The 21,944-nt window shown below is 60.8% G+C and carries 22 protein-coding genes; 14 read left to right on the forward strand and 8 right to left on the reverse strand.

Translation table 11 applies throughout. The annotated features are described in order from the left end of the window. Positions 1-5: 5 nt before the first annotated feature. Positions 6-998 carry a porin gene (locus K3756_RS16525; protein ID WP_259989300.1) on the reverse strand — a complete coding sequence of 331 codons (993 nt, stop codon included), beginning with the start codon at positions 996-998 and terminating at the stop codon, positions 6-8. Between the two features lie 270 nt (positions 999-1,268). On the opposite strand from K3756_RS16525, the gene K3756_RS16530 reads away from it, so the two are divergent. The 5 genes from K3756_RS16530 (at position 1,269) to K3756_RS16550 (ending at position 6,478) form a co-directional block, all read left to right on the forward strand. Beyond that, positions 1,269-1,754, forward strand: coding sequence for a DUF3576 domain-containing protein (locus tag K3756_RS16530; protein ID WP_259989302.1), 486 nt, complete (start codon positions 1,269-1,271; stop codon positions 1,752-1,754). 85 nt (positions 1,755-1,839) lie between these two features. Further along, complete coding sequence (leuS, locus tag K3756_RS16535) at positions 1,840-4,401, forward strand: leucine--tRNA ligase (RefSeq protein ID WP_259989304.1); 2,562 nt, start codon at positions 1,840-1,842, stop codon at positions 4,399-4,401. After that, complete coding sequence (lptE, locus tag K3756_RS16540) at positions 4,388-4,873, forward strand: LPS assembly lipoprotein LptE (protein WP_259989306.1); 486 nt, start codon at positions 4,388-4,390, stop codon at positions 4,871-4,873. The genes leuS and lptE overlap by 14 nt, the downstream gene beginning before the upstream one ends. Beyond that, the gene (locus tag K3756_RS16545) at positions 4,870-5,868 is read left to right on the forward strand and encodes a DNA polymerase III subunit delta (RefSeq protein ID WP_259989308.1); all 999 of its coding nucleotides are present in this window, start codon (positions 4,870-4,872) and stop codon (positions 5,866-5,868) included. The genes lptE and K3756_RS16545 overlap by 4 nt, the downstream gene beginning before the upstream one ends. 19 nt (positions 5,869-5,887) lie before the next feature. Continuing rightward, positions 5,888-6,478, forward strand: a complete 591-nt coding sequence (locus K3756_RS16550) for a glutathione S-transferase family protein (protein WP_259989310.1) — start codon at positions 5,888-5,890, stop codon at positions 6,476-6,478. Here K3756_RS16550 and K3756_RS16555 read toward each other — a convergent pair. Next, positions 6,475-7,650 (reverse strand): TIGR03862 family flavoprotein, encoded by a 1,176-nt coding sequence (locus tag K3756_RS16555; RefSeq protein ID WP_259989311.1) that lies wholly within the window; start codon positions 7,648-7,650, stop codon positions 6,475-6,477. The two genes, K3756_RS16550 and K3756_RS16555, sit on opposite strands and share 4 nt — an antisense overlap. Next, positions 7,647-8,981, reverse strand: coding sequence for a mechanosensitive ion channel family protein (locus K3756_RS16560; protein ID WP_259989312.1), 1,335 nt, complete (start codon positions 8,979-8,981; stop codon positions 7,647-7,649). Before K3756_RS16560 ends, K3756_RS16555 begins: the two co-directional genes overlap by 4 nt. A 74-nt stretch (positions 8,982-9,055) precedes the next feature. On the opposite strand from K3756_RS16560, the gene K3756_RS16565 reads away from it, so the two are divergent. Continuing rightward, positions 9,056-9,373 (forward strand): HNH endonuclease, encoded by a 318-nt coding sequence (locus tag K3756_RS16565; RefSeq protein WP_259989313.1) that lies wholly within the window; start codon positions 9,056-9,058, stop codon positions 9,371-9,373. Positions 9,374-9,382: 9 nt separating this feature from the next. On the opposite strand, the gene K3756_RS16570 is transcribed toward K3756_RS16565, so the two are convergent. Both K3756_RS16570 and K3756_RS16575 read right to left on the reverse strand, forming a co-directional pair. Further along, positions 9,383-9,994, reverse strand: a complete 612-nt coding sequence (locus K3756_RS16570) for an enoyl-CoA hydratase/isomerase family protein (RefSeq protein WP_259989315.1) — start codon at positions 9,992-9,994, stop codon at positions 9,383-9,385. After that, entirely contained in the window at positions 9,991-10,740 is a 750-nt protein-coding gene (locus K3756_RS16575) for an SDR family oxidoreductase (protein ID WP_259989317.1), read from the reverse strand. The genes K3756_RS16570 and K3756_RS16575 overlap by 4 nt, the downstream gene beginning before the upstream one ends. Before the next feature lie 133 nt (positions 10,741-10,873). On the opposite strand from K3756_RS16575, the gene K3756_RS16580 reads away from it, so the two are divergent. The 6 genes from K3756_RS16580 (at position 10,874) to lpxK (ending at position 17,208) form a co-directional block, all read left to right on the forward strand. Further along, positions 10,874-12,421 carry a DUF2125 domain-containing protein gene (locus K3756_RS16580; protein ID WP_259989319.1) on the forward strand — a complete coding sequence of 516 codons (1,548 nt, stop codon included), beginning with the start codon at positions 10,874-10,876 and terminating at the stop codon, positions 12,419-12,421. A 132-nt stretch (positions 12,422-12,553) separates the two neighbouring features. Continuing rightward, positions 12,554-13,900, forward strand: coding sequence for a TldD/PmbA family protein (locus K3756_RS16585; RefSeq protein ID WP_259989320.1), 1,347 nt, complete (start codon positions 12,554-12,556; stop codon positions 13,898-13,900). Further along, positions 13,887-14,669 carry a 3'(2'),5'-bisphosphate nucleotidase CysQ gene (locus K3756_RS16590; protein WP_259989321.1) on the forward strand — a complete coding sequence of 261 codons (783 nt, stop codon included), beginning with the start codon at positions 13,887-13,889 and terminating at the stop codon, positions 14,667-14,669. The genes K3756_RS16585 and K3756_RS16590 overlap by 14 nt, the downstream gene beginning before the upstream one ends. A gap of 63 nt (positions 14,670-14,732) precedes the next feature. Next, a complete protein-coding gene (locus tag K3756_RS16595; protein ID WP_259989322.1) occupies positions 14,733-14,975 on the forward strand; it encodes a DUF4170 domain-containing protein in 243 nt (80 codons plus the stop codon). Between the two features lie 14 nt (positions 14,976-14,989). Continuing rightward, a complete protein-coding gene (locus K3756_RS16600; protein WP_259989324.1) occupies positions 14,990-16,210 on the forward strand; it encodes a 3-deoxy-D-manno-octulosonic acid transferase in 1,221 nt (406 codons plus the stop codon). Beyond that, the gene (gene lpxK, locus K3756_RS16605) at positions 16,207-17,208 is read left to right on the forward strand and encodes a tetraacyldisaccharide 4'-kinase (protein WP_259989325.1); all 1,002 of its coding nucleotides are present in this window, start codon (positions 16,207-16,209) and stop codon (positions 17,206-17,208) included. The genes K3756_RS16600 and lpxK overlap by 4 nt, the downstream gene beginning before the upstream one ends. Here the strand turns inward: lpxK and K3756_RS16610 are convergent. Genes K3756_RS16610 through K3756_RS16620 form a run of 3 tightly spaced genes read right to left on the reverse strand, consistent with a single transcriptional unit; the run spans position 17,205 to position 19,553 of the window. Then, positions 17,205-18,317 (reverse strand): CaiB/BaiF CoA-transferase family protein, encoded by a 1,113-nt coding sequence (locus K3756_RS16610; protein ID WP_259989326.1) that lies wholly within the window; start codon positions 18,315-18,317, stop codon positions 17,205-17,207. The two genes, lpxK and K3756_RS16610, sit on opposite strands and share 4 nt — an antisense overlap. Beyond that, positions 18,317-18,994 (reverse strand): DsbA family protein, encoded by a 678-nt coding sequence (locus tag K3756_RS16615; protein WP_259989327.1) that lies wholly within the window; start codon positions 18,992-18,994, stop codon positions 18,317-18,319. The genes K3756_RS16610 and K3756_RS16615 overlap by 1 nt, the downstream gene beginning before the upstream one ends. Before the next feature lie 49 nt (positions 18,995-19,043). After that, positions 19,044-19,553, reverse strand: coding sequence for a DUF721 domain-containing protein (locus tag K3756_RS16620; protein ID WP_259989328.1), 510 nt, complete (start codon positions 19,551-19,553; stop codon positions 19,044-19,046). 101 nt (positions 19,554-19,654) lie between these two features. Here K3756_RS16620 and mutY point away from each other — a divergent pair, with 101 nt between their 5' ends. Both mutY and K3756_RS16630 read left to right on the forward strand, forming a co-directional pair. Then, on the forward strand, positions 19,655-20,761 hold the full coding sequence (gene mutY / locus K3756_RS16625) for an A/G-specific adenine glycosylase (RefSeq protein ID WP_259989329.1): 1,107 nt from the start codon (positions 19,655-19,657) through the stop codon (positions 20,759-20,761). 25 nt (positions 20,762-20,786) lie between these two features. Beyond that, positions 20,787-21,938: an alkane 1-monooxygenase gene (locus K3756_RS16630; protein WP_259989331.1), complete on the forward strand. Its 1,152-nt coding sequence runs from the start codon at positions 20,787-20,789 to the stop codon at positions 21,936-21,938. Positions 21,939-21,944: the final 6 nt, after the last annotated feature.

Raw genomic sequence — 21,944 nt, forward strand, 5'->3', positions numbered from 1 at the left:
TCAACTTAGAAGTTGAAGACAACACCCATGTCCGCCAGTGTGTTGCCCTGAACTTCGCCGATGCCGGCTTTCAGAGTAACGCCACCACCCAGCGAGTGGTTAACGCCGATGCCGTATGCATCTTCGTCTTCCAGAGCAGGGTTACCCGAGTTGGAGTAAACGCCAACCAGAGTTGTTGCAGCGGAGATGTCGTATGTTGCCGACACACCGTAGGAAGTGTCCCAACCGTCTGCGTCCACATCTGTTACCAGGATGGAGAAGCCGAACGCGCCCAGGTCACCGGAGAACGATGCTGCGACGTAGTCTTCGTCAAACAGACCGGATTCGTCGACGTCTGGTGTCGCTGGGTTGTCAACAGTTGCGGTGAAGCCTTCGGTGTTACCGAACGCGATACCCGCTTTGTAGTTGCCGAATGCGTAGCCGAAACCAACTTGGTATTCGCTGTTGTCGCCTTCGTTTGTACCTTCAACGCTCGTGTCATCGGTAACCGATGCGGAGAATGTGAAGCTGTTGATTTCGTAACGCAGCTTGATTGTTGGATCAACTGGGCTGTCGCCTGTGCCGAAACCGGAAGCTGGCAGACCGTGGCCTGTCGACTGTTCGATGGACGATGTCAGACCAACGCCGGAACCGTAGTAGTTCACAACATCGCCGGAGTCGATCACGTCGGACACGTGGCCAACGTCAACACGCAGACCGCCGTATGTCACAGCGAAACCAGCTGCGGAGTTGTTAGCAACGTTCGACTGGCCGTTGGCTTGGTCGTCTGTTTGGAAACGGATACGGCCTTCGAAGCCTACGCCACCGTCTGTTTCAGTTTGACCGGTTACGGTCAGACGGAAACGCTGCTCAACGCGTGCTTCGTCTACGGAGCCGTCGCCACCGTCGTTTTCAAGATAGAACACACCAAAGCGACCGAAGCCGCCAAAGGATACGTCTGCTGCTGCGACGCCGGCTGTTGCAACCAGAGCTGTCGAAGCGAAGAGAATCTTTTTCATCGTTTTTCCCTCAGTTTCATTTCTTACGCCCAAACCGGGGAATCCGGTAAGGAGATGAATGCTGTTTCGACCATTTGCCCTGCCACCTCAAGCACCACCAAACGCGGTCACTTCATTTGGGAATTCATGGTGCAGCTTTGCCACACCCGTTTTTCGCAGCGATTGTCGGGTTCTGTATAAGGCCAAGCAATTAAGAGCGCGACGATCTCTTGAACCACGGGGCCAAGTTGGGTAGCACTTTGCAGCAAGGCATCAGGGTGGAACAACGAAATGACCGTCACGCGTAAAATAACAGCCATGATTGCGGCCGGCGCCCTTATGGCCCTTGCGGCCTGCGATCAGGAAAAAACCACCGATGCGTTCGATCCACTTGATACCGGAGGCACCTCGCGGGAACGCGACGTGACCGAAGGCACATCGATCTTCGATGCCTTCCGCCGCAGCAACAACGACACCGAAGTTCAGGTGAACCGCTACATCTGGAACGCCTCGCTGCAAGTTCTTGATTTCCTGCCGATCCAGTCCGTCGATCCTTTCACCGGCGTTATCGTGACGGGGTACGGTACACCGCCCGGCAGCGGCCGCGCCTACCGCGCGACGGTCCTGATCAATGATCCCGCCCTTGATGCGCGTTCGCTCAATGTTGCCCTGCAGGCCCGCAACGGCGGCGCAGTCGACCGTGCAACCACCCGCGCCGTCGAGGACGCAATTCTTTCCCGCGCGCGCCAACTGCGGGTCGCCGACGGGCGGCTCTGACACCACTCAACCGACACTCACCTCTCTCAGACGCCGGGCCTTGTGAAAATCACGCTCGGCGTTTCCGCGTAAAAAGGTCTTTCGCATGACGCGCTATACCCCATCCGAAATCGAAACCCGCTGGCAGGCTGCCTGGGAAAAGGACGACATCTTCAAAGCTGTCCGCGCCGCCGACAAGCCGAAATACTATGTGCTTGAGATGTTCCCCTATCCTTCGGGGCGCATCCACATGGGGCACGTGCGCAACTACACGATGGGCGATGTCATCGCGCGCTACAAGATGGCGCAGGGGTTCAATGTATTGCATCCGATGGGCTGGGACGCATTTGGCATGCCCGCCGAGAATGCCGCCATGGCATCGGGCGGACACCCCAAAGACTGGACCTATGCAAACATCGCCGACATGCGCGCCCAGATGAAGCCGTTGGGCCTGTCGATCGACTGGAGCCGTGAATTTGCGACCTGCGATCCGGAATATTACGGCCAGCAGCAATCCCTGTTCCTCGATTTTCTCGAAGCCGGGCTGATCTACCGCAAGAACGCCGTCGTCAACTGGGATCCGGTCGACATGACCGTGCTGGCCAACGAACAGGTCGAGGCGGGGCGCGGCTGGCGTTCGGGTGCGCTGGTCGAGCGGCGTGAGCTGACGCAGTGGTTCTTCAAGATCTCCGATTATTCCGAAGAACTGCTGAGCGCGCTGGACACGCTTGAGAACTGGCCTGCAAAGGTCCGCTTGATGCAGGAAAACTGGATCGGCAAATCCCGCGGTCTGCAGTTTGCGTTCTCGACCGTGGACGGGCCCGAAGGTCATGACCGGATCGAAGTGTACACCACACGCCCCGATACGCTTTTGGGCGCGTCGTTTGTCGGCATTTCGCCCGATCACCCGCTTGCCAAGCTGCTGGAGCGTGACAACGAAGAGGTGGCCGCGTTTGTTGCCGAATGCCGCAAGGGCGGCACCACCGAAGAAGCGATCGAGACGGGCGAGAAGCTCGGTTTCGATACCGGCATCCGCGTGCGCCATCCTTTTGACACGGCGCATGAGTTGCCGGTTTATATCGCGAACTTTATCCTGATGGATTATGGCACGGGTGCGATTTTCGGCTGCCCCGCGCATGACCAGCGGGATTTTGAGTTTGCAACCAAATACGATCTTCCGATCATTTCGACCTATCTGCCGTCCGAAGATGCGGACGAGGTGCTGACGGAAGCATTTGTGCCCGCGAAAACGGAAAAGGTTTTCTACAACCGTGGCTTTGCGGGCGAGGCATGGCAAACGGGGCTCGAGGCGATCGATGCCGCGGTGGATTTCTGCGAAAAGCAGGGCGTCGGTCAGGGTGTCACGAAATACCGGCTGCGGGATTGGGGCCTGTCCCGGCAACGCTATTGGGGCTGTCCTATCCCCGTGGTGCATTGCGATGCCTGCGGTACGGTGCCCGAGAAGAAAGAAAACCTGCCCATCGAATTGCCGGATGATGTGAGCTTTGACATTCCGGGCAATCCGTTGGATCGCCATGACAGCTGGCGCAAGACGTCCTGCCCTGCCTGCGGAAAGGACGCGCTGCGCGAGACGGACACGATGGACACCTTTGTGGATTCGTCGTGGTATTTCGCACGGTTTACGGCCCCGCGCGCCGAGACACCGACGGTGATGGAAGACGCAGAATACTGGATGAACGTCGACCAGTATATCGGCGGCATCGAACACGCGATCCTGCATCTGCTCTATTCACGGTTCTTTGCGCGGGCCATGCAGATCACGGGGCATCTGCCCAAATCGGCATCCGAACCGTTCGATGCGCTATTCACGCAAGGCATGGTGACGCACGCGATTTACCAGACGCCCCAAGCGGGCGGGCGCCCCACCTATCACTATCCCGAAGAGATCGAACTGCGGGATGGCAAGGCGTATCTGAAAGATGGCGGTGCCGAAGTCGAAGTGGTGCCGTCTGCAAAGATGTCGAAGTCCAAGAACAACGTCGTCGATCCGCTGCATATCATATCGTCTTACGGGGCGGATACCGCACGGTGGTTCGTGTTGAGCGATTCGCCCCCCGAGCGGGATGTGGAATGGACGGCATCGGGTGCCGAGGCTGCGTACAAGCACCTGTCGCGCGTCTGGAACATCTGCGACCGGATTGCTCAAATGGACGACGATGCTGCGGGCGAGGGTGGTGAGGACCTCCTGCGCGCCATGCATAAAACCATCCACGACGTCACGATGGGCGTGGAATCGTTTGGGTTCAATGCTGCGATTGCGAAGCTTTACGGCTTCACGGCCGTGTTGCAGAAATCGAAAGCGCCCAAGGCCGCGCAGCGCGAAGCCATTATGACACTTGCACAGCTGATGGCCCCGATGACCCCGCATCTGTCCGAGGATATCTGGGCGCATCAGGGCGGCGAGGGTCTGATAGCAAAGGCCCCGTGGCCGGTGGCGGACGAAACTATGCTGGTCGACGACACGGTCACGCTTCCCATTCAGGTAAACGGCAAACGCCGGGCCGAAATTCAGGTGCCGGCGGATATGTCCAAGGATGACATCGAAAAAGCCGCACTTGCCCATGAGGCTGTGATCCGTATCCTTGACGGCAGAACCCCCAAAAAGGTCATCGTCGTGCCCGGTCGGATCGTGAATGTCGTTGCTTAACCGTCGTCTCTTGATGCTTGGTCTGCCGCTGGTCATTGCGGGCTGCGGTTTTGCACCGGCCTATGCCCCGGGCGGCACCGGTGCCGCCCTGCGCGCGGCCGTGTTGGTGCAGGAACCCTCGACCCAAGAAGGCTATCTGCTTACGCGGCATCTTGAGACACGTCTGGGGCGGGCCAACGCGCAACGCTATGCGCTGGATTTGCAGATCAAGACACAGAGATCAGGTCTGGATGTGGCCGAGGACGATGACATCAACAGGTTCGGGCTGCGCGGACAGGCCGATTATGTGCTGCGCGATGTCGTGAGCGGTACGGTCGTTACATCCGGCATGGTCGAAAACTTCACGGCGTTTTCGGCCACCGGCACGACCGTTGCCACCCTTGCCGCCGAACGCGATGCCATGGAACGTCTGATGACGATTTTGGGCGATCAGATTTTTGCGCGGTTGCTCGCGGCCGATTTGCCTGCATGAAACTGACGCGACGCGACGCCAGTGGCATCATCGCCAAACCGCCGCACGACAAACTGGGCCTGCTGATTTACGGCGCGGATGCGATGCGCGTCGCCATCAAGCGGCAGGAATATCTGCGTGCCCTTCTGGGCGCCGGTGCCGAAGAGGAGATGCGCCTGACCCGTATCCCTGCGGGTGACCTGCGCCGCGAGCCTGCCCTCCTGATGGATGCGATCAAGGCGGTGGGCTTTTTCCCCGGCCCGCGTGCGGCCTTTGTCGAGGGCGCGAATGAGCTGGTAGCAAAGACAATCGTCGATACATTGAGCGACTGGCAACCGGGTGACGCGCAAATCATCGTCACCGCAGGCGATCTGAAAAAGACCTCCAAACTGCTCAAGGCATTCGAGGCGCACCGCGATGCCTATGCGCTCGGGCTTTTCGATGATCCACCCGACCGCGCCGAGATCGAGCGGCTTCTGACGGAAGCGGGCCTGCAGGCCGAAGGGCCGGTCATGGGCGCGCTCGAAGATCTTGCCCGTGCGCTGGCGCCCGGTGACTTCCGCCAGACGCTGGAAAAGCTGTCACTCTACAAATTGAGCGATCCGCAAACGCCGCTTGGGCTGGATGATATCTCAGCCTGCGCGCCTGCGTCGGTGGAGGCGGCAGTGGACGATATCCTGAATATCGTGGCCGAGAAACGGGCCACCGCTATTGGTCCGATGATGCGTCGATTGCAGAGCCAGGGCGTCAACGCAGTCACATTGTCCATTCAGGCCATGCGCCATTTCCGCGCGCTTCATCGGGCAGCGTGTAATCCCGGCGCGCCGATCTATGGCTTTCGCGACCGCGACCGCATGATGCGTCAATCGCGTGATTGGGGCACGCACAAGCTCGAAGCGGCCTTGGGCATGTTGACCGATACCGACCTGCAATTGCGCTCGGCGGGTCAGACCGCCCCGGCGCTGGCCATCATCGAACGCACCTTCATCCGGCTTGCCATGTTCGGCGCCAGCTAACCGCAAAAGGATTCCCCCGATGTATCAAGTGATCGGCACTGCCAAGACCCGCGCGTTTCGCGTGATGTGGATGCTCGAGGAACTGGGCCAGCCCTATGAGGTCATCCCCGCTGCGCCCCGTTCGGATGAGGCAAAGCAGTACAATCCATCGGGCAAGATACCCGCGTTGGTCGACGGCGCGCATGTGTTGACGGATTCGGTTGCGATCATGCAATACCTTGCCGACAAACACGGGCGCCTGACCGCGCCTGCGGGCACCCCCGACCGCGCCCGTCAGGATGCGATGCTGTTCTGGTTGATCGACGAGTTCGACGCCATTCTCTGGGCGGCTGCGAAACACAGCTTTGTTTTTCCCGAAGACCGTCGTGTGCCTCAGATCAAGGACAGCCTGAAAGCCGAATTTGCACAGGCCGCGATGACACTTTCCGAAAGGCTGGAGGGGCCGTTCCTGATGGGAGAGGAGATCAGCGTGCCTGATCTGTTGGCAGTGCACTGTCTGAATTGGGCCATCGGCGCAAAGTTCCCCGAAGTCGACGAGCGTCTGGCCAAATGGGCGTCACGCTTGCGGGACCGGCCCGCGTTCAAGGCGGTGCGCGCGCGGAGCGCCTAGGCCAAGGCGCGCGCCGCGGCCTGTCCGGCCCAAGCGCCGGTCGCCATGCATCCCGTAATGAGATAGCCGCCTGTCGGCGCTTCCCAGTCGAGCATTTCGCCCGCGACCCATGTATTCGGGATCGCATGCAACCGCAGGTCTTCGTCCACACTCGACCAGCGGACACCACCGGCGGTGCTGATCGCTTCGTCCATCGGGCGCAGACCCTCGTGGCGTATGACAAGCCCCTTGATCATCTGCGCCAGCGCATTCGAATCGTCTGGCAGCGGGTGCTGCATATCGCGCAGCAGTGCGATCTTGACGGGATCCAGACGGCCCGCCTTGCGCAGATGATTGTTCAGGCTTGTCTTGCCGCGCCGGTTGTCCAGCCTTTCCACAAGCTTTTGCAGTGCCACGTCGGGGGCGAGGTCGATGGTCAACTCATGCCCCTCCCGCACGCCGCGCGAGACGCTATAGACGCCGCCACCCTCGAGTCCGCGTTGTGACACGACTACCTCGCCACGCGAGCGGTATGGCCCGCAGCGCAGGGCTATCGCCTTGACCGGGCCACCCATGAACCGTGCCATATGGTCGGACCAGTCCACCCGCAGCGCCGCGTTTGCGGGCGCGAATGCAGCAACCTCGACACCCCGCTGGGCCAAAAGCGGTGCCCACGCGCCATCCGATCCCAACCGGGACCAGCTTGCACCACCAAGCGCCAGCACTGTTGCATCCGGGCGGAAAACCTCTGTGCCATCGGGTGTTGCGAATAAAAGCGCTCCGTCCTGCCAGCCGATCCAACGCATTCGCGTACGAACCGTCACCCCAAGATCGCGAAGCCGGGAAAGCCATTTGCGCAGCAAAGGTGACGCCTTCATGGCGGTCGGAAAGACACGGCCCGTCGAGCCGGTAAACAGCGGCTCGTCCAGACCGGCCGCCCACTCCTGCACCTCTTGCGCGCCAAACGCGTCCAGCATCCGCTGCATGGGCGCTAGCGCCTCGGTATAGGCGGCCTCGAACCGGGCGTGTTCTTCGACCTTGGTCAGATTGAGACCCGATTTTCCAGCCATGAGAAACTTTCGGCCAACGGAAGGTTTGGCTTCGAAGATCGTGACCGAAACGCCTGCCTGCGCCAGACGCTCGGCTGCCATGAGCCCGGCGGGACCGCTGCCGATGACGGCGGCAGTGCTCACGCGCTCTGTGTTCCGGGCAGGCCGCCTTTGAGTTCCACAACGCGCTGCGGGAACGGAATTTCGATATTGTGGTCGCGCAGAGCGTTCCAGATGAGGAACAATACATCGGACGTATATTTATTCGGCCCGTCATCGATGCCGTTCACCCAGAATTCGACCGCGAAGTCGATGCCACTGTCGCCAAAACCGCGCAATTCGCAATCGGGTGGATACGGCAGGTCAAGCACTTCGGGATGGGCCGCGACGGCGGCTTCGATGATCGCCGGCACCTTGTTGATGTCGGTATCGTAGCTGACGGAGAAAGGCGCCTCATACCGGTTGGCCGACCCGCTGTCAGAATAATTCACCACGCGGGTGGTGATGAAATCCTCGTTTGGCACCACGATCCAGCGTCCGTCGTATGTTTCCAGAATGGCCGCGCGGGCCATCATCTTGACGATCGTGCCCGCTTCGCCGCCGTCAAGTTCGACGTAGTCGCCAACAGTCGCCTGCCCTTCGACAAGCAAAATCACACCGGAGATGAAATTCGAAGCGATCTTCTGTAGCCCGAAGCCCAGACCGACACCGATCGCCCCGCCCAGAACGGCAAGCGCACCGAGATTGATCCCCATGATGTTCATCAACAGGATGAACGCGACACCGAAAATGGTGAATTCCACGGTTTTGAGCAGCAGTTGCCGGATCGAGGGCCGCATTGCCTCCTGCTTGGCGATGATCGTGGCCGTTTGGGTATTTGACCATTGGCCCAGCCAGAACAGGATCGCCCCCGCAATTACCCCGCGCACGATGCTGATCAGGGAAAACTGGATATTACCCACCCCGACAATCGTCTCTGTCAGGATGGTGTTGACCGTATCCAGAAGGCCCAGAGCATAGAGCGCCGCAATCGGCAGAAGGATGACCCGCCCCAAGGTGCGCAAAAACGGGTCTGTCAGAATGTCGCGGACCAATGCGCGGACCGCGAGAAACAGGAACACACGTTTGCCGAACGCGATAACCGACCCGCTGTCGAACATGGATCTGACGACCTGCTCACCGATGCCCGTCAACGCATAGGCAAGCAACGGCAGGATAAGCGGCAAGAAGCGCAGCACGAAACGGCGGGGCGCGGCAAACATGTTCTGCGCATCACCCGGGTCGATCAGGCGCGAAAGGGCGGGACGCAATCGGCGGGCGATCAGAACCGCCAGCAGATAGGCCACGACCAGCAAGGCAAATTGCGACCAGGCCGCCGGGCTCAGCAACCATGTCAAGGCAAGCTCATACCCCTGCAAGCCGTAGTCTGCGGCTTGCTGCACGATGGGTGGATATTGCGAAAGACCGAAATCCATGGTGTCCGCTCTTGTCAGTGGGGCGATACGTGCCACCCTCTTGCCTGCCAAGCCTGAAAGGATCAAGTGTTCCGATGCCCCGCACGCTCGATGAACTGACCCCGGACCCGATCTGCCCGTTGTGTGGCAGGCCGATCCCCCCCGACGTGCCCCAAAGCCTGCATCACCTCATTCCCAAGCTGAAAGGCGGTAAGGGCGGTCCGACCGTGCTCATGCATCACATCTGCCACCGCGAGGTGCATGCCAGCCTGACCGAGGCCGAACTTGCGCGCGACTACAACACACCAGAAGCGCTGCGCGCGCATCCGCGACTTGCGAAATTCGCGCAGTGGGTCGGCAAACGGCCTGCGTCTTTCCGGTCAAAGGTGCCGGGCGGAATGCGCAAACGCTGAACCCGCCCTTTACACGTTGCACAAGCCCTTGATCGCGTGCGCGATGTCACGGGACGCGGCGACGGTATCAGCGCAGATTTCATGCGCCACATCCAGCAAGTCATTCGCGGCCACGATGCGATCCACGAGCCCCCACGCCAAAGCATCCTCAGCGGTTACTTTCTGGCCGCCCATCAGGATCATCTTGGTCCGGGACGGTCCGACCAATTGCGCCATGCGGCGCGGATCACTCGGTTGCGGCAGAAATCCCAGCTTCATCACCGGATAGAAAAACTTGGCCGTCGGTACGGCAAGCCGCAGATCGCACGCCAGTGCCATGCCCGTCGCACCGCCTGCCAACGTCCCGTTGAGCGCCGCAACCGTCAGTCCCGGCAGCCCCGCAATCGTTGCCGACAGTTGCTCCCACAGTGGCGAGGTCGCAAGCCCTGCGCGCGCGGCCTCAAGATCGGCACCGGCACTGAATACCTTGCCCTGCCCTGTCAGGATCACCGCGCGGGCTTCGGTTGCACGCTGCATCACGTCGCACAGTTCAACGAGCATCGGTTCGGTGAGCGCGTTTGCCTTGTCCGGCCGGTTCAGTGTGACGGTCCAAATGCCGCCTTCCTCTTGCAAGTCAATCATACAAGACCGACCGCGCGGCGGATATCTTCGTCGCGCAGTGAGATTTCTTCACCGCAGAACCGGTCGGCTTCCGGACCGCACATCCACAACAGACACCGTGCGGGCCAATCGGCAGGGATGTGGTCTTCCCAGTCCAGCTTGCTGACGGCATTGATGCCCGACGCCTTGATCGTACGTTGCATTTCAGTAGCGACTGTCCCGGGCGACAGGCCAATCGCGCGGATGCCGTTCGCTGCTTCCTCGAGGTGCAGGGAGCGGTTCATCATGTTAACGGCGGCCTTGGACGCGCAATAGGCGCTCCAACCCTCGATCGCGTTATGCGCAGCACCCGAGCTTATTGTCAGGACAGACCCGCCGCCGCCCGCTCGCAGCGCAGGCGCCGCGGCGCGAATGCCGTTGAAGACGCCCTTGACGTTGATGTCGATCAGTTGACCCCACGCATCTGGATCCTGCTCGACCATGGCACCGATCGGATCGATGACCCCTGCGTTGTTGATCAGAACGTCGAGCCCACCGAACGCCTGTACAGTGGTTTCAACGGCAGACGATACTTCCATGAACCGGGCGACGTTGCACGGGATCGCGATGGCCTGGCTGCCGATTTCACCGGCGAGTTCAGCGATGCTGTCCTGAGAACGGGCCAGCAACGCCACATTCGCGCCCGCGTCGGCAAAGGTGCGTGCGGCGGCGGCGCCTATTCCGCGGCTTGCCCCGGTGATGATCACTGTCTTGCCGGTCATATCCATGTCGCTGTTCCCTTGCTGTTGGTGCCTCTGCTGCCAGACCTAATGCGTCGGGCCCCAAAGGACCAGTGCGCGCCCTTGACCCTGCCAGCCAATTGGCCGACCCTTGCCATCTCGTCATTCAAAGGATCATTCCATGTTTCGGACCCGCCCCATCGTCAGCGCCACGGCTTTGAGCCTTGCCATCGCGACACCGCTTTCGGCAGACGTGACAACGCAACAGGTCTGGAACAACTGGAAAACCGGTCTCGAGAGTTTTGGCTATGTCGTTGAAGCGGAGCGGAGTTCCGATGGGGATACCCTATCTCTCGACGATATCGTCTTGCGGTTCGAAGGGTCGGAAGAGACCGCATCGGTTACGATGTCTGTGGGCAGCATGACGCTCGCGGCGCGTGACGACGGGACAGTGCGCGTCACGATGCCGCCGCAGATGACGGTACGGGGCGAAATTGTCCCGCCTTCCGGCGCGCCGGACGATGATCCGGTATCGTTTGCGATAGACCTGATGCAGGCCGATCAAGCCATCATCGTGAGCGGTGACCCCGAGACGATGGAATACGACTATTCCGCGAGCCGCCTCGAGATGGCGCTTGCAGAGCTTGTTGTCGGTGCTGATCCCATTACTGATGACATGGTCCGGGCCAGCATGGTCGCAGAAGGCGTCAATTCGCGGACCGTCGCCAGCCAGGGTGACATGCGCACCTACGACCAGACGATGCAGATCGACACTGTGCAGTACAGCTTGTTCATCACAGACACCGAAACTGCCGATGTTCCCGAAACGATGACGATCAACGGCACGGCCGGGCCGATCACCATGGCCTCCACCAGCACGGTGCCGGACCAACCTGTCGACACCGCAGCGACAAATGCCTTCATGGCAAACGGATTTGCGACCGACGGCACCTTCAACAGCACAAACTCAGTTGCCGAAATCGAGGTGCTGAATGCGCAGGGCACCAGCAAGATCAAGACCGAGACCGCCAACGGGTCACTTGCGATCGCGGTTGGTCCCGATGGCGCGTCCTACGGATTGGAGCAAAAGGACGTGCAGATCGGCGCCCAGCTTGCCGGTATTCCCTTCCCGGTCTTTCTGGAGATGGCGAAGAACGGCCTGAACCTGCGTATGCCGCTGGAGAAGCGCGAGGAGCCGCAGAATTTCGCGGTCGGGTTCAATGTGACCGATTTCTCCATGTCCGATATCATCTGGTCGCTGTTCGATCCCGAAGCCAAACTGCCCCGCGACCCCGCGACAATTGCATTGGATTTGACGGGCAAGGCGCGGCTTTTGTTCGACCTGATGAACCCCGAGGATGCCGAGCAATTGGCGCTGAGCGGCGCCACGCCCGGTGAATTGCGATCGCTCAACATCGAGCAATTGAAGGTCGACGCGGTCGGCGCAAGGCTGGAAGGTCAGGGCGCGCTGACGTTTGACGATCCGTCGAAAATGATCGCGCCCGGCCTGCCAGAGCCTTCGGGCGAGATCAATCTGGCGCTCGAGGGTGGCAACGGGTTGTTGGACACGTTGGTTGGGATGGGTTTCGTGCCGCAGGATATGGCGATGGGCGCGCGCATGATGATGGGCCTTTTCGCGGTGCCTGGCGATGCACCGGATACGCTCAGCTCTAAAATCGAGTTCACCGACGACGGCCAAATTCTGGCCAACGGCCAGCGCATCCGCTGATGGCACTGCTGCACCGGTCCTAGTGACCGTATGCAAGGGCGGTCCTACACGGGCCGCCCTTTTTGCGGTGCTGTCCCTTGCAGCGATGGGGCCGCGCCGCTACCTCTTGGCCGACCCCAACCGGAGAACCCCATGAACCAGCCCCTCGACGCGCTGAACGCCGATCTGTTGAAAGCAGCCAAAGACGCCGGTGCCGATGCCGCGGATGCAATGGCCGTTCGCGGGACATCCTTGTCGGTCGATGTCCGCGCAGGCGCCTTGGAAGAAGCGCAGCGTGAAGAGGCCACCGATATCGGCCTGCGCGTATTTGTTGGACAAAGGGTCGCTGTGGTTTCGGCATCGGACACCTCGCAAAGAACGATCGGGGAAATGGCGCAGCGTGCGGTCGCGATGGCGCGTGAGGCCCCTGAAAACCCCTATGCCGGTCTCGCAGATCCGGACCAGTTGGCGGTGGAGTGGAACGCTCAGGCGCTTGAGTTGAGCGATCCGGCAGAAGAGCCGAGCCCCGCCGCGCTGCACGATGACGCGGCACGGGCCGAGGCAGCGGCGCTGGACGTAGACGGCATCACGCAGGTTCAATCCGCATCCGCAGGATACGGCGCGCGCGACGTTCATCTGGCCGCATCAAACGGGTTTTCCGGTGGCTACAGGCGCACGGACAGGGGGCTCAGCTGTGTCGCGATCGCGGGCTCGGGCGTATCCATGGAGCGCGATTATGATGGCGACAGCCGGATATTCCAAAGCGATTTGCGCAGCCCCGAGGATATCGGCACACGTGCCGCAGAGCGTACGATTGCCCGCCTTGACGCACGCAAACCGCCAACCGGCAGTTTTCCGGTGCTTTACGATGAACGCGTTGCCTCCAGCCTGATCGGGCATTTGTTGTCGGCCGTGAACGGATCGGCCATCACGCGCGGGTCATCGTTCTTGCGCGACGCGCTGGATACAGCCGTTCTGCCCGACGGCCTGTCCCTTGTCGAAGATCCACACCGCCCCCGCGTTGGTGGTAGCCGTCCTTTCGATGCCGAAGGATTGCCGACGGCCCGTCGCAGCATTGTAGAGGATGGTGTTCTGCAGGGCTGGACGCTCGATCTGGCAACCGCGCGGCAATTGGGGATGCAATCGACCGGAAATGCCGCGCGCGGCGCGGGCAATGGACCGTCTCCCAGCAGCTGGAATGTCGCCTTGACCCAAGGTACCGCCAGCCGCGACGACCTGATCCGGGACATGGGCACCGGATTGTTGGTGACGTCGATGATCGGATCGACGATCAATCCGAACACAGGCGACTACTCCCGCGGAGCGGCCGGTTTGTGGATCGAGAATGGCGAGATAACGCATGCGGTCAATGAATGTACGATCGCGGGAAATCTGCGCGACATGTTGCGGGCGATCGTGCCAGCAAATGATGCACGGCCGCATGTAGGTCGGGTTGTGCCGTCTCTTCTGGTTGCGGGAATGACCCTTGCCGGCAACTGATCTTCCGCTTTTGATGGACGCGGCGGCACTGGCCGGTCGCATTGCCACCAGCTTTGTCGGGAAAACGGCCCGGCGCTGGGACAAACCCGGCGATGCAGGCCCCGTGACCGAAGCCGATCTGGCCGTGAACGACATGCTGCAATCGACGCTTTTGCTGGCGCGCCCGGATTATGGCTGGCTGTCGGAGGAAACAGAAGACAGCGATGTGCGGCTGGACCAGGAGCGCGTGTTCATCATCGATCCCATCGACGGTACCCGCAGCTTTACGGAAGGGGCAAATACGTGGGCGCATGCGCTTGCCGTGGCCGAACACGGGCAAGTGACGGCCGCCGTTGTCTATCTTCCGCGGCGCAACATGATGTTTACCGCGGCGCGCGGCGCGGGCGCGCAACTGAATGGCGAACCGATCACCGCATCACAGGTGGCCCTGCTGGCGGATTGTACCGTGCTTGCGGCCAAGCCTGTTCTGGATCCGTCGCTTTGGCAAAGCGGCGTGGTCCCTGACTTCGCCAGAGCGTACCGCCCGTCGCTTGCCTACCGGCTGGGGCTTGTGGGGAACGGACGGTTTGACGGCATGCTTACCCTGCGCCCGAGTTGGGAGTGGGATATCGCAGCCGGTGCATTGATCGTGGCCGAAGCGGGCGGCAAGATCAGCGACCGTATCGGCAAACCGCTGGTGTTCAACAATCCCGATCCGCGTTTGAACGGCGTGGTGGCCGGGGGTGCGGGTTGTCACGCTGCGCTGGTGGAAAAGCTGGCAAAGGTCTAGGGTCCGCTTGACCCCATTGCCCCTTTGCGGGCAATGACGCGTCGGCAACAAAGGAACTGACCCATGACACAACGTTTGCATCTGGTTTTTGGCGGCGAACTGGTAAACCCCTCCAATACGGTTTTCAAGGATGTGGACGATTTGCACATCGTCGGCATTTTTCCCGATTACGCGACGGCTTATGATGCGTGGAAGAACGAAGCACAGCGCACTGTAGACAACGCGCATATGCGGTATTTCATCGCCCATCTGCACCGTTTGCGGGATGAGGAACAGCCCGCTTCCTCGACCGAAGAACTCAGCTGACAGGTGCGGGGCGGATGGCGTCATCGCTTGGACTGACCGCGTATCGCGCGCTGGCACGCCGGGGGGAGCCGGCCTATGCCGCGCCCGATGCGCATCCGCCACGCGGCGAACTGGTCTGGCTGCACATCGCCAATCGCGAAACACTCATCGCGGCACAGGACCTGGCGTTGCGACTGATCAATGCCCGCCCCGGCACGCATGTGCTTATCACGCTGACTGTGCCGCCCCCACCAAACACCCCCACACGCGAAGGCCTGCATTTCGGTCTCATTCCCGACGATCATCCGGAAAGTGTGCAGAAGTTTTTTGAGTATTGGCAGCCCGATACCTGTTTTTGGTTCTGGGGCGATCTGCATCCCAACCTGCTGCTGGCGATGGCCGACAGTGGCAAACCGATGTTCCTGATCGACGCCGATGCCAAGGGCTTTGACGGGCGGCGCGACAGGTGGCTGCCCGATGTCTCCAAATCGCTGCTGCCGCTGTTTTCGACCGTTATGACCCGCAACGCCGAAGGCGCGCGGCGGCTGACCCAACTGGGCTTGCCGCGCAAGGACATCGACGTGACGACCCCCCTACTCGCCGGCGGACAGGCATTGAGCTGCAACGAAACCGATGAGGCAGAGCTTTCGCAGGCGTTGGTCGGGCGGGCAGTCTGGTTCGCGAATGCGGTGCAGGAACAGGAGCTTTCGACCGTTTTGGCAGCGCACCGTCACGCGCTGCGTCTGTCGCACAGGCTGCTTTTGCTGCTGCGCCCCGCGGGGGATCTGACAGCGCAGGCCGCCGCCGATCATGCCCGCGTTCAGGATTTCCGCGTGCTCAGCTGGGCGGACGGCGAATACCCTGACGAATCCACCCAGATACTGTTGACCGACGACGCAGAGGATATCGGTCTTTTCTACCGGCTGGCCCCGGTTTCATTCCTTGGCACGTCCCTGACGAAAGCTCCCGGCGCGTGCGATCCGTTAGAGGCTGCGGCGCTCGGGTCTGCCGTCCTCTATGGGCCGAAGGTGGGACGCCATTTGCAATCGTATTCGCGGCTTGCCTCGGCTGGGGCTGCGCGCATCATCAACGACGGTGTTGCGCTCGGCAACGCGATATCGCGCTTGGTTGCACCGGATCAGGCGGCCTTGATGGCGCATGCCGGTTGGGATGTGGTCAGCCAGGGCGCCGCCCTGACGGACAGGATTATCGATCTCGCTCAGGATGCGCTCGATGTGCAAATGGGCCTGACATGAGACGCGCGCCAGAGTTCTGGCACAAACCCCGCCCCGATCTGCGGGCGCAGCTCCTCCGGCCGCTCGGTGCGCTTTATGCCGCGGCGACCGCCCGCAGATTGGCAAAAGGCAAGCCGCAACGCTTGGGCATTCCGGTGATTTGCGTCGGGAACATAAACGCGGGCGGTACCGGAAAAACGCCGACGGTCATCGCGATTCTAGAGGCATTGCGCGATATGTATCTGACACCGCACGTCGTCTCGCGCGGATACGGCGGGTCGATTCAGGGGCCGGTTCAGGTCAATCCTGCGCAACATACGGCAACGCAGGTTGGCGATGAACCGCTGCTGCTGTCGGCTTTCGCAGACGTATGGGTCGCAAAAGACCGGGCTGCGGGTGCACAGGCCGCAGAAGAGGCCGGTGCGGATGTTATCGTTCTCGATGACGGGTTTCAGAACCCCGCGCTGGCCTATGATCTGAGCATTGTTGTCGTTGATGCGCAAAAAGGCTTTGGCAACGGCCTGTGTATCCCCGCGGGCCCGTTGCGCGAACCGGTCGAAGTCGGCTTGGCGCGCGCCGATATGATCGTTTCCATCGGAGATGCGGCGGCGCAGATGGCGTTCAATGTCACACCGTTGCCGCCCGCTTTGCCGCATGTTCGCGCCGCGCTGGAACCTTTGCAGACGGGAATGGACTGGACCGATACGCCGCTACTGGCTTTTGCCGGGATCGGGCACCCGGAGAAGTTTTTCGCCACGCTGCGCAGGCTGGGCGCGACGCTGGTGCATGCCGAACCTCTTGAGGATCATCAAACGCTGACTGCCGCGCTTCTGGGTCGACTTGAAGCGGATGCAAAAGCCCGCGGTGCCCAATTGGTCACCACCGAAAAGGATGCCGTGCGCCTGCCTGCGTCATTCAGGTCCAAGGTCATCACATTGCCGGTACGGCTGCAGTTCAAGGATTTTGCGCCACTGCAAAAGGCCCTTGAGCGGATCACAAGGACAGGCTCTGCGCTCTAGTCGTCTTCTCCGAGTGCAGGAGACGCGCGATGCAGCGCGAGTGTTGCATCCGAAAACCGGAAGGGCGAACGGATCCCCGGAATACCGTCGAGTTCGATCTGCATCCCGCGGGCCTTGACGTGAGGATCGTCGAAAACATCGTCCATTGCGTTGATCGGTCCAGCGGGGACGTTGTGCGCTTCGCACGCGGTAAGCAGGTCATCGCGGGTACGCGTCGCAGTGGCCGCGTTGAGCGCCGCCATCATCGCAGGTCTATTGGCCACCCGATCGGCATTGCTGGCAAAGTCGGGATCATTGGCCATGCCATCAAGGCCCAGCAGATTGCACAGCCGCTGGTATTGCCCGTCGTTGCCGGTCGCGATGATGAGATGCCCGTCAGCACAATCAAAGACCTCGTAAGGGGTCAGGTTTGGATGCGCGTTGCCCATGCGCCCCGGCGGGTTGCCGGTGGTCAGGTAATTCATCGCCTGATTGCCGGTGATTGCCACTGCGCAATCGAGCAGGGACATATCGATATGTTGCCCTCTGCCAGTGGATTGACGCTGGTGCACGGCGGCCAGAATGGCGGTCGTTGCATAGACGCCGGTAAAGATATCGGTGATTGCCATTCCGTGCTTTTGCGGCTGCCGGTCCGGCTCTCCGGTGATCGACATCAGGCCGGACATGCCTTGGATGATAAAATCGTAGCCTGCTCTGTGAGCGTAAGGCCCGTCCTGCCCGAAGCCGGTGATCGAGCAGTAAATCAGTCGTGGATATTTCGAATGTAGGCTGTCGTAGTCCATCCCGTATTTCGCCAGACCGCCGGTCTTGAAATTCTCGATCAGGATATCTGCATCTGCCAGCAGCGCGTGCAGCTTTTCGCGGCCGCGTTCGGTTTTCAGGTCGACTGTGACCGACGCCTTGCCACGGTTCGTCGAATGGAAATAGGACGCCGACCGATCGCCGTCCTTGTCGATAAACGGGGGTCCCCACTGGCGCGTGTCATCGCCAGCGGGGCTTTCAACCTTGATGACCTCGGCGCCCAGATCGGAGAGCGTCTGGCCCGCCCAGGGCCCCGCCAGCACACGAGCCAGTTCAATGACCTTGAGACCCTCAAGAGGGGCAGACATCAGGCGCCCAGCGCTTCGTCGATGATGGCCTTCATATCGCTGTAGGCCATGTTGGAATATCTTTCACCGTTGATCATGAACGTCGGCGTGGACTCGATACCGTCGGCCTCGGCGTTCTGCTGATACCACGCAACCATCTGTTGCGCGCGCTCACCGTCCTGCAGACACGCCTCGAGGGTTTCGGTGTCCAGCCCGGCGAGCCGGCCTATCCGGCGCAGCTCCTCGACGATCGCGGCGGGCTCCCCGGCGCGGGACCATGTTTCCTGGTTCTGGTAAAGAAGATCGGTGATGCCAAAGAATTTTTCGGGTCCGCCACACCGTGCCACCAGCGAGGCCCAGAGCCCGAACCGGTCAAAGAAAACCTCGCGGTAGACGAATTTGATCTTTCCGGTATCGATATAGTCGGCCTTCAACTGCTTGAACGGACCTGCATGGAACGACGCGCAGTGGGGGCATGTGTAGGATGCGTATTCAATAATCTCGACCGTGGCGTCGGGATTGCCTGCAACCATGTCGGCGATGCCGGAGGTATCGATCTGCTCATCGCTCGTTTGCGCATTGGCAGCGCCGGGAAGGGCGGCATCGGGGTAGGTGGTCGCGGACCGATTGCTGGTGAGGTACCAGCCACCCAGACCCAATACGGCAAATCCACCAAGCAGGACGTTTCTACGGTTCATAACTTCTTTCCTCTGTCTGTATGTCAGCTTGCCGAAGGTCGGTCCGGCCTCAGCGCGATTGTTTTGTCAAAATATTGGTGCCCAACCGTTCCAGCGCAGCACGCAATCCGTCATCTGCCACGGGCGCGGCGGTGTGGGCTGCTTGCCGCACAAGCTGCGGATCGGGGGGCAGCGTGCCTTTTTCGGGGGCGTGTTCGAATGACACTTGCCCTTCGGCAAAACCGGTTGCAGCGGTCTGCGTGATCCGAATGCGTGCAATGGCATTGTAGCCATAGACACCGTTCACGCGCGCACGCAGATTTTCCTTCTGCATCTCGAGCATGGGCGCATTTGCCCCGGTGGTCAGCAGCGTCAGCGTCGCCCCCATGCCCTGCCTGCCATAGCTCACTTCAACAGGTCTCGAGATCGCAGCGGCATCTTTGCCGACCACCTCGGGCCAATGGGTCAGCAGCCGCGACTGCGCAAAGCCGCGCTGCTCGGTGGCTTTGCGTATTTTTGACGATACCAGGTTGCCTGTGCGGGCAAATCCCTTGGTCGTGGCGCGGCGGCGGGGTGGCATGGCTACCTTTCGTGTGAATCATGACCTATGTGATACGCGACAGACCATAGCGCAAGCCTTGCCAAGGACCATCACTCGAAACAAAGGGATTCGCGTCAACAATGCGTGACATTGATAACATGCCTGTAATCTTGCTGGACTGGTACGATCGCCATGCCCGCAAGATGCCATGGCGGACATCGCCGGAGGCCCGCAAGCAAGGTGTCCTTCCCGATCCCTACGCCGTCTGGATGAGCGAAATCATGCTACAGCAGACCACCGTGGCGACCGTGAAGGATTATTTTGTCCGCTTTATCACGCGCTGGCCTACTGTGCGTGATCTTGCCGCGGCCGAAGATGCAGCCGTGATGGCAGAGTGGGCAGGTCTGGGGTATTACGCACGAGCGCGCAATCTTCTGAAATGCGCACGGGCCGTTGTGGAGGATCATGGCGGCACTTTTCCCGCCGATCACGCCGCCCTTTTGAAGTTGCCGGGGATTGGCCCCTATACTGCGGCGGCTGTCTCATCTATCGCCTTTGATCTGCCCCACGCCGTTCTGGATGGCAACGTGGAACGCGTCATGGCGCGCCTGCACGATGTTCATACCCCCCTGCCGGCGGCGAAGCCGGAACTGATGGCCCACGCCGAAGCTATGACACCCCAAGACAGGCCCGGTGATTATGCGCAGGCTGTGATGGATCTGGGCGCGACAATCTGCACACCGAAATCGCCCGCTTGCGGGATTTGCCCATGGCGCACGCCCTGCACCGCACGGGCGGCCGGTACGATGGCCGAATTGCCCCGAAAGACACCGAAAAAGGCCAAACCCGTACGGCATGGGGTCGTCTATGTCGCGCAGCGCGATGACGGTGCATGGCTCCTGGAAACACGCCCCGAAAAGGGGCTCTTGGGCGGCATGCTGGGCTGGCCCGGAAGCGTGTGGGTCGATACATCCGAGGACGTTCCCCAAACACCTCCGCCCGCATCGGGACAGTGGCAAAGGGTCGAAGGAGAAGTCCGCCATACCTTTACGCATTTTCACCTGGTCCTGCAGGTCTGGACCGCGATGCTGCCTGCAGATGCGGAGCCGTTGCAGGGCCGATTTATGGAGCGTGACGCATTTGGTCCGACGGATTTGCCCACTGTCATGCGCAAGGCGTTCGATCTGGTCCGGCAGGACCATGCGTCACATATGACAGATGGTATCCGAGGTGATAGGGTGCTGTGACGTAGCCAACGACGAGACTGTAACTATGACTGACGCATCCGCCCCCGTGACGCCAACCGAGCTGGGCAAACTGAGCCGTGCTCTTCCTTTCTGGCTTTCACTGGGGCTGGTGCCGCTTGTCTGGCTGACGGCAATCTACGGTGGCTGGACTTTGGTGCTGGTACCGCTTGCTACCTGGTATCTTTTCTCCGCACTGGACGCTGCCTTGGGCGTCTATACCGGAAACGCGGATCTGGATGCCTCCGATGACGATATGTTCTGGTACCGCGCCATCACCATCATATGGACCCCGGTGCAGGTTCTGATGCTGCTGTCGCTTCTGTGGTACGTCCCGCAGGCAGAGCATCTGAGCGGCTGGGAGAAATTCTGGGTGTTCTTTGGTGTGGGTGTCATCACCGGCACTGTCGGCATCAATTATAGCCATGAGCTGATGCACCAGAAATCCAAGCTCGAGCGACGCATGGCCGATATCCTGCTGGCCACGGTGTTGTATTCGCACTTCCGTTCCGAGCATCTGCTGGTCCATCACCGCTATGTCGCCACACCCCGCGATCCGGTCACCGCTCGATATAACGAGAGTTTTTTCCGGTTCTATCCGCGCGTGCTGAAACAGTGCTGGCATTCGGCCTTCAACGCAGAGAAAGCCATGCTGGCGCGCAAGAAGCTGGCCTGGACCGATCGTTCCAACCCATTCTGGATGTACTGGATGCTGCAGGCAGGGTTTGCGATCGCAGCAATTGCGCTGGGTGGGTTCACCGGCCTTGCGCTCTTCCTTGTGCAGGCAGGCGTTGCCATATGGCAGCTGGAGCTGGTGAACTTTATCGAACATTACGGCCTGACCCGCAAACATCTGGGTGATGGTAAATACGAGCACGTTCAACCACGCCACAGCTGGAATGCCGCGCACAAGGCGTCGAACTGGCTGCTGATCAACCTGCAGCGCCATTCGGATCACCACTACAAACCCGATCGCCGCTTTCCGGTGCTGCAAACCTATGGTCCGGACGAAGCGCCGCAGCTGCCGTTTGGCTATCCGGTGATGACGATGCTCGCCATGGTCCCACCGCTCTACCGGCGTGTCATGAACCCGCGTGTGCGCCAGTGGCGCGACAAATACTATCCGGAGATCACGGACTGGCAGCCCTATAACAAGTCCACCAATCCCCATCCGCGCTAAGCGCAG

It is taken from the genome of Sulfitobacter sp. S190 (assembly GCF_025141935.1).
GTDB lineage: Bacteria > Pseudomonadota > Alphaproteobacteria > Rhodobacterales > Rhodobacteraceae > Sulfitobacter.